This window comes from Nonomuraea sp. NPDC049607 (assembly GCF_040675375.1).
Lineage (GTDB): Bacteria > Actinomycetota > Actinomycetes > Streptosporangiales > Streptosporangiaceae > Nonomuraea.
On the sequence record NZ_JBFAOV010000014.1, the window covers coordinates 238,906 to 246,901 of the forward strand.

Annotated in this window: 6 protein-coding genes; 4 read left to right on the forward strand and 2 right to left on the reverse strand. The window is 69.0% G+C overall.

What is annotated here, in order from left to right; translation table 11 throughout:
* Positions 1-55: 55 nt before the first annotated feature.
* Positions 56-1,225, reverse strand: a complete 1,170-nt coding sequence (locus AB0J97_RS27355; RefSeq protein ID WP_364093271.1) for an alpha/beta hydrolase — start codon at positions 1,223-1,225, stop codon at positions 56-58.
* Between the two features lie 127 nt (positions 1,226-1,352).
* On the opposite strand from AB0J97_RS27355, the gene AB0J97_RS27360 reads away from it, so the two are divergent.
* Positions 1,353-2,234 (forward strand): LysR family transcriptional regulator, encoded by an 882-nt coding sequence (locus AB0J97_RS27360; RefSeq protein ID WP_357704027.1) that lies wholly within the window; start codon positions 1,353-1,355, stop codon positions 2,232-2,234.
* A gap of 119 nt (positions 2,235-2,353) precedes the next feature.
* Here AB0J97_RS27360 and AB0J97_RS27365 read toward each other — a convergent pair whose 3' ends face one another.
* Positions 2,354-3,910: an OmpA family protein gene (locus AB0J97_RS27365; protein WP_364093274.1), complete on the reverse strand. Its 1,557-nt coding sequence runs from the start codon at positions 3,908-3,910 to the stop codon at positions 2,354-2,356.
* A gap of 214 nt (positions 3,911-4,124) precedes the next feature.
* Here AB0J97_RS27365 and AB0J97_RS27370 point away from each other — a divergent pair, with 214 nt between their 5' ends.
* From AB0J97_RS27370 to AB0J97_RS27380, 3 genes are all read left to right on the forward strand, one after another.
* Complete coding sequence (locus AB0J97_RS27370; protein WP_364093277.1) at positions 4,125-6,437, forward strand: molybdopterin-dependent oxidoreductase; 2,313 nt, start codon at positions 4,125-4,127, stop codon at positions 6,435-6,437.
* 48 nt (positions 6,438-6,485) lie between these two features.
* A complete protein-coding gene (locus AB0J97_RS27375; RefSeq protein ID WP_364093280.1) occupies positions 6,486-7,037 on the forward strand; it encodes an EF-hand domain-containing protein in 552 nt (183 codons plus the stop codon).
* Between the two features lie 88 nt (positions 7,038-7,125).
* Positions 7,126-7,803 (forward strand): DUF6461 domain-containing protein, encoded by a 678-nt coding sequence (locus AB0J97_RS27380; RefSeq protein WP_364093283.1) that lies wholly within the window; start codon positions 7,126-7,128, stop codon positions 7,801-7,803.
* Positions 7,804-7,996 lie beyond the last annotated feature (193 nt).

Genomic DNA, 7,996 nt, shown 5'->3' on the forward strand with positions numbered 1-7,996 from the left:
TCGTGATCGGCAAGCGAAGATGAGGCGATGGCCGGCAGGTGGCATGACGGCAGGGCTAAGGGTGCGGTGTGCGCTGCTGCGATCTCACTCGGGCGGTGAAGGCCTCGATGGCGTCGACGAGCGCCTCGAAGCGGACCGAATGGTACAGGTCGAAGGCGTGGTTGCCGCCGCGCAGCTCGGCGTAGACGACGGGGGAGGCCGACGTACGACGGAGCTGGTCGGCGAAGTGCCTGGCCTCGCCCACGGGCACCAGCGGGTCCAGATCGCCGTGGGCCACGAGGAACGGCGGTGCGTCGGCGGTGATGTGGGCCGGCGGCGAGGACTCGGGCCCCTGCCCGAAGTAGGCGCCGTACCAGCCGTTCAGATAGACGGCGCCGGTCACGGAGGTGTCGGCGTGCTCGAAGCCCGGCTGGAAGGCGGGGTCGTTGGGGGTGAGCGCGGCCAGCGCCGCCATGTGCCCGCCCGCCGAACTGCCCGCGACGAACAGCGTGGACGGGTCGGCGCCGTACTCGTGGGCGTGCTCGCGTACCCAGGCGATGATCTTCTTGAGGTCGATCAGGTGGTCCGGGTGCTGGGCCTGGGGCCGTAGCCGGTAGTTGGCGCTGACGCACACCCAGCCCTGGGAGGCGAACCGGTAGAGCAACGGCAGCGACTGGCTGTTCTTGTGGCCCCCGGAGTAGCCGCCTCCGTGCAGGTGGATGAGCACGGGCGCGCCGGACGGGCGCGAGCGGTGGTGGTAGAGGTCGAGCAGGTTGCGCCGGCCCGCGTCGCCGTATGAGAGATCGGCCACCCGGCGGACGTCCGCGCGGCGCTTGTAGATGGGCAGGAGCAGGATGCGGGCCCACGGCGGACGACGGCGCAGTCCGGCGGCGAGGTCGGCGTCGATGGCGGCGCGCCAGCCCGCGCCCAGGCCGGCGTCCATCGCGCGCCAGATCCTGGCCCGTTCCCCCAGGCCGCGGTAGGCGATGACCGTGAGCCCGATCGTGGTCACGGCGGCCAGGGCGACGACGGCCCAGCCGCCCGCCGTGTGGATGTCACCCTCGGCGAACGCCAGCGCCGTCGGGGCCAGCAGCAGCCAGAAGAAGGCCGCGAACGGCAGTTCGTTGGCGGCCAGCCCGAAGAAGTAGCTCACCCGGCCGAGCGGGCTCCACCCCGGCAGCGGCCGCAGTGCGAACAGTGTCCCGATCGCGACGAGCGCCACAGGGATCAGATATCCGACGGGCACCGAACCTCCAAAGCCGTACTTCCTTCGAACGCGCCAAGCTTTCCCCACCTGCCCGCCTCGCATCTACGACGAATCCGATAACGTCCTTTAACCCTGAAATGAAGAATGCGGAGGCCCGCCCGTGGAGATGCGAGAGATCGAGATCTTCCTGACGCTGGCCGAGGAGCTGCACTTCAGCCGTACGGCCGAGCGGCTGGGGATCAGTCCCGCCCGCGTCAGTCAATCGATCAAGAAGCAGGAGCGGCGCATCGGCGCGCCCCTGTTCGACCGCACCACCCGAGCGGTCCGCCTGTCCCCGCTCGGTGAGCAGCTGTACCAGGCGCTCAAGAGTGGCCACCGGCAGATCGTGCAAGGGATCGCGACCGCTCAGGCCACCGCCGACGGCACCGCGGGCACACTGACCCTCGGCACACTCGGCCCGCTCTCCACGCAGATCAAGAACGTTCTCGACCTGTTCCTCGACCGGCACCCGAACGCCCGGCTCCAGCACCGCGAGATCCAGCCTGCCTCCCCTCTGGACCTGCTGAAGTCGGGCGAGGTGGACGTGGCGCACGTGTGGTTGCCGATCCGCGAGCCCGATCTGACCGTCAAACCGACCTCGTACGCCTCCGAGGTGGTGTTGATGGTCTCCGCCGACCACCCCTACGCGGGACGGGACTCCATCTGCCTGGAGGACCTCGGCGACTGCATCGTGGTCGAGGGCCGGTCGATCCCTTCCTGCATGGAGGAGATCTTCAACCCGTACCACACCCCTTCCGGCCGCCCCGTCCGCCGTGGACACAAGGTCACCACCTGGCAGGAGACCCTCAGCGCCGTCGCCTCGGGCCAGGCCACCGCCGGGGTCACCGCCGAGGCCGCGACCTTCTACCCCTGGCCCAGCCTCGCCTTCGTGCCGATCCGTGACGCCCCGCCGTGCCGGTGGGCCTTCGCCTGGCGTACGGCGAGCGAGACGCCACTCATCCGCGCCTTCGCCCGCGCAGCAGATGACGCCCGGCAACCGACGGAGTAGCACCCCCGGATCCGACGTTTCTGCGGGTTGTCGAGTATCCGGCATGGGCCGGTTTCGCGGTTCGAGCCGGCTGTGGCCCACAGGGACCCGAGGGCCGGAGCCTGCAACGAGGCGCGGGCTCAGGACAGGGGCACCTGCAGGGCGCGCCAGGTGGCCACCTTGACGGTCAGTGCGTCAGCCTGGGCGGGCAGGGCGTACAGCGACCAGAACTCCTTCGTCTCGCCGGGCTCGAAGTTCATCGCCGACAATGCCACCCCGGAGGTGTTCGTGCACGCGCAGTACGTGCCCGGTTCCTCCCCCTTGGCCACGATCACGCGGGCCGGGCGGTACAGGCGGCGCGCGGCGGGGTCGGTCACCTGGATGTTCGTCGCCGCGTGGTACTTGAAGGCGTTCCAGTCGTCGGCCCAGTTGAGGTCGTGGTACCACGCTTTGCCGTCACCCCGGTTGGTGATCGAGTAGCGGAGCAGGCCCAGGTCTCCGGGCATCCGGCGGAAGGCCGTCACCTGCAGGTCGAACGGCACCCCCTTCGCGCGCACCGTCGCCTTCGTCCCTTCGCCCTCAGGCAGTGGGGACGTGGTGGTGCCGGCGGCCGGCGCTTCAGCCGGTGCGGGCTTGGCGAACGTGATCGTCACCCGGCGGTTGCGGCGCCGTCCCTCGTCGGAGCTGTTGCTGTACAGCGGGCGGCGGGAGCCGTATCCGCGGGCCCTGAACGTCACCTGGTCGCGCGTGATCAGCGGCATGAGGGCCTGGCGCACCGCCTCCGCGCGGCGGCGGGACAGCGGTTCGTTGATGGCGTTGGTGCCGGAGGAGTCGGCGTGGCCGTCGACCTCGATCGTCGTGTCCGCGGACGTGTCGATGAGCTTGGCCGTCTTGGCCAGCACCGTGCGGGCGCGCGGCGTGAGCGTCGCCTTGTTCAGCGCGAACAGCACGTCGGAGGAGAGGCTGACCTTGAGGTCGGCGCCGTCGTCGGTCGTCTCCTCGGTACGGTCGAGCGATTGCGACGGCGTCTCGATGAGGTGGCTGACGGTCTCGATCTGGGAGGCGTCGGCGTCGGGCAGTTGCTGGCCGGGTGGCGGCACGGGCGGGTCGTCGCTGATCGGGACGTCGACCATCGGCGGGCCGATCGGTGTGACGATCGTCGTGGTCGCGGGGTTGCCGGATGGCGCGGGCAGCACGGCGTAGACCGTCAGCGACTCGCCGGGGTCGATGATCGCTTTGAGGTCGTCGCGGTCGGTGTCGCTGCACAGGCATTCGCCGTCGGCGGGTTTGTACGGCATGAGCCATCGGTGGGCCGGGGCGTCGAGCACCGCGATGCCGGAGGGCCAGCGCCACTTGAGCGGCCGCATCGGGTCGGCGAGCGGCGCCTGCCAGTGCAGCGGCTTGTCGGTGCTGGTGGACAGGCGCAGCTGCACGACCAGGTGCTTGCCGCCGACGCGGTTGAGCCCGACGAGTTCGGCCTTGTAGTTCGACTCGACGGTGCCCTGGACGGTGGCCAGCGCGGGCCGAGTGTCCCCGTCGCCGGACGTCGCGTCCCCGCTCGCGGAGGGCGAAGGAGCGCTGGTCGAAGGCGCGGGAGGCGGCGCGGTGGTCTCGCTCGCCGGGGGCGCGGGGGGTAGCTGACCACATCCGGCGGCCGTTAGGGCGACGGCGGTCAGGGCCATGATCCGGATACGCATGGCGGGCATTGTGCCATGACCGAATCAAAGGTGGTCAGTCAAGGAGATCGTGGACGGGCGGAGGACGCCGAAGGAGCCGGTGCGCACTGACGGGATTGAGCGGCGGAGCATAGGGGAAATCTCCGTCCTGCGGGCCGTCGACTGGAGTGGAGGCCCCTGCGACGTAAGCAACCGCTGGTCATAAGCAGGGGAACTTCAGGGATGGAGTTGATGCATGGTGGAACGACGCATGTCGGTTGCGACGCACTGGGGTAGTTTCATCGCGGTGGTCGACTCCGGGCGGTTGGTACGCATTGAGCCGAGGGGCGACGACCCCGTGCCGTCACCCATCGGCCCCGGAATGGTGACGGCCGCCGACGACGGCGCTCGCGTGCTGCGCCCCGCGGTGCGCAAGGGCTGGCTCGACGGCGAGCCGCGCATCCACGACGCGGCCAGAGGCACGGACGCCTTCGTGGAGGTGAGCTGGGACGACGCGATCACGCTGGTGAGCGACGAACTCCGTCGAGTGCGTTCACAACACGGGGACAGCGCGGTGTTCGGCGGGTCCTACGGCTGGGCGAGCGCGGGCGTGTTCCACAACGCGCAGAGCCAGCTCCAGCGGTTCCTGGCGCTGGGCGGGGGGTTCACCGACTCCCGCAACACCTACAGCACCGCGGCGTTGGAGGTGATCCTTCCCCATGTGATCGGCGGGCATCCGTGGAGCTACCAGTCGCGGATGCCGATGTGGGACGAGATAGCCGACAACTGTGAGCTCGTGGTGGCGTTCGGCGGGCTGGCCCTCAAGAACAGCCAGATCAACCCCGGCGGGCTGGCCAGGCACCAGACGCTGAACCTGCAGCGACGGTGCCGTGCGGCCGGGGTGCGGTTCGTGAACGTCAGCCCCATCCGCAGCGACGTCGCCGGCTTCCTCGACGCCGAGTGGCTGCCCGTCGTCCCCAACACCGACACCGCCGCGATGCTCGGCATCGCCCACACGATGCTGGTCAACGGGTGGCACGATGAGGACTTCCTGCGCCGATGCTGCGTCGGGTTCGACCGCTTCGCCTCCTACGTGGCCGGTGATCTCGATGGCGTCCCCAAGGATGCCGCCTGGGCAGCGAGGATCACGGGCATCAGTCCCGAGACGATCGTCGACCTCGCTCGCCGCCTGACCGAGCGACGTTCCCTCATCATGGTCAACTACGCGGTGCAGCGGGCGGACCACGGCGAACAGCCGATGTGGATGTCTGTCGTGCTGGCCGCCATGACCGGGTCGATGGGTCGGCCTGGCTGTGGCTGGGGAGCGGGTTACGCGACGATGGACGCGACAGGCGTCGCCAGAGGCCGCCCCTCCGTGGCGAAGTTACCTGGAGTGTCCAACCCTGTCCCGGACTTCATCCCTGTCGCGAGGATCGCCGACACGCTGCTGCATCCGGGGAGGACCATCGGCTACGACGGCCGGCGTCTCACGTTGCCGGAGCTTCGCCTGATCTACTGGTGCGGGGGTAACCCGTTCCACCACCACCAGGATCTCCATCGGCTGGCCCGGGCCTGGCAGACCCCTGACACGGTGGTGGTTCACGAAGCCTGGTGGAACACCACGGCCAAGTTCGCGGACATCGTCCTGCCGGTCGCCACCAGTTTGGAGCGCGACGACTTCGCCGCCGGATTCTCCGACCCCCACCTCGTCGCGATGCCGAAGGTCCGCGAGCCGGCGGGGGAGTCACGCACCGACCATCACATCTTCGCCGCCTTGGCCTCCCGGCTCGGATACGAGCAGGAGTTCACGCAGTCGCGCTCCGAGATCGAATGGGTCCGGCACCTGTACGAGCAGACGAGGGCCGAACTCGGCGACGATGCCGCCTTGCCGGGCTTCGACGACTTCTGGCGCAGCTCCACCGCCGAGCTGCCGGCGTTGACCGGACCGTTTCCCGGCAGCTTCGAGGCGCTCCGCGCAGATCCGCAGCGTTTCCCCCTGCCGACGCCGTCGGGCCGGATCGAGATCTTCTCCGAGGAGATCGACTCATTCGGCTACGACGACTGTGCCGGGCATCCGATGTGGTTCGAACCGGTGGAGTGGCTCGGTGCCGATCTGTCGGGCCGATTCCCGCTGCATCTGATCTCGAATCAGCCCGCCTCGCGCCTGCACAGCCAGTACGACAACGGTGGCCACAGCCTCAGTTCAAAGATCCATGGCCGTGAGCCCGTGACGATCAATCCGTCGGATGCCGCGGCGCGCGGCATCGAGACCGGCATGATCGTACGCGTCCACAACGACCGAGGTAGCTGTCTGGCGGGCGCGATACTGTCGGACGACGTCATGCCGGGCGTCGTGCAACTGTCCACCGGAGCGTGGTGGGATCCGGTGCAGCCGGGCCTGAGCGGCACATTGGACCGCCACGGCAACCCCAATGTGCTCACGGCGGATCGGCCGTGCTCAAGCCTGTCCCAAGGACCGAGCGCTCTCAGTGCGCTGGTCGACGTCGAGCTCTACGACGGCCCTCATCCCGATGTGCTCGCCTTCACCCCACCACACTTCGATGGGTAGACATCTTCCCCTTGCGTTCACGTAACCGAGGGAATACTTTGCGTAATCGTGACTGCACTTCAAAACCTCAAGTACGGCCAGTGGTTCAGGGGCGCCGACGTCGACGGCGACGGGTTCATCACCCAGCGGGACGTCCGACTGATGAGCGAGCGTTACATCGCCGCCCGCGGCGCCGCGTCGGACTCCGAGACCGCCCGCCTGCTCACCGAGAGGATGGACGGCTTCTGGGCGAACGTGATCGCCCCGATGGACCACGACGGTGACGGGAAGGTCGATCTGGGGGAGATGACCGAAGGGTTCAGCCGGGTCCTGACCGACCCCGCCCTGTACCCGGCACAGATCGAGCCGGTGACCGACTGCTTCTTCGACCTCGCCGACCTCAACGGAGACGGCAAGATCGACCAGGCGGAGTTCCAGGAGATGTTCGACTCGGTCGGCGGCGTTCCCGGTGAGGACTGCGCCGCGGTCTTCGCCGCTCTGGACCGGGACGGCTCGGGTGTGCTGGACCGCGCCGAGTTCCATCAGGCGGTCACGGAGTTCTTCTACGGCGACGACCCGGACGCTCCCGCCAACCACCTGTTCGGCAGGGTCACCGGCTGACGGCCCAGGACGCGGCCCGGAACGGCAGGTGCGCGCGGAATCGTGAAGGGGGCCCGACCATGTCGGTGGGGCCTGCCAAGATCGCGACATGACGATCGATGAGCTGACGCCGTTCCGGTGGCTGCGGCCGCCGTACGGCGATGAGGGCGACCTGCTCGGCGAGATCTGCTCCGTGACCTTGCTGCGCGGGCTCGACCCGGCCGAGGTGCTACGCCGGTTCGGCGCCCGCACCAGCACGGAGATGAGCTTCGCCGAGCTGGATGACGCGGTCTCCGACTTCACGATGGTGACCGGCGGCGGCGAGGGAGGTGGTTACGTCGGAGTGGTCGCGAGCGGCGACGGGTGCGCGGTGGTGGAGCCGTACGGCTGGTCGGGCACGGACGACCGTACGCTGTCGCGGCTGTCGGCCGGTACCGAGGTGGTGTCCGTTCTGCGACACGACTACGCCTGCGACGACTTCCGCTACGCCGCTGACGGCATCGTCATCACCGCTTTCGATCCGATCACTCCCGAGCATCGCTCCGGTTCCGACCCGAACCGGCTCGCCGGCCTCATGCGCGAGTTCGGCCTGCCCCTGGAAGAGTGCTCGGACGAGGAGTGGGAGCAGCGGTACGACGACCTGTCCGAACACGGCCTCGGGCGCATGTTCGCGATGGCGGCCCGTCTCACCGGTGTGACGTTCACCGCCGACCTGCTGAACGGACCGCTCCTGGTGGGCACGATCGCCGACCTGCCGCAGGAAGACCTGGAGCGCGAGACACCCTGACACGGCATCCCCTTCGGCAGACTGGTCTCTCGCCTGTTCAACTGTCGAGAGTCGTCGTCCCGTGGGGCGTGTCGGCCCCCCAACGCCGTAACAAGCGATCGGGGGGCCCGGCCCCGAATCCCACCAAGACCTAGGTGAACAGCCCCGCAACCAGGGGGGGGGGGGTGTTCACGCCCCCCCCATCCGCCGCGGT

What these genes read in the sequence shown, in the direction of transcription:
- AB0J97_RS27370 (WP_364093277.1), top strand. Translation starts at nt 4,125, where the DNA reads ATGGTGGAACGACGCATGTCGGTTGCGACGCACTGGGGTAGTTTCATC.
- AB0J97_RS27360 (WP_357704027.1), top strand. Translation starts at nt 1,353, where the DNA reads ATGCGAGAGATCGAGATCTTCCTGACGCTGGCCGAGGAGCTGCACTTC.
- AB0J97_RS27365 (WP_364093274.1), bottom strand. Translation starts at nt 3,910, where the DNA reads ATGCGTATCCGGATCATGGCCCTGACCGCCGTCGCCCTAACGGCCGCC.
- AB0J97_RS27380 (WP_364093283.1), top strand. Translation starts at nt 7,126, where the DNA reads ATGACGATCGATGAGCTGACGCCGTTCCGGTGGCTGCGGCCGCCGTAC.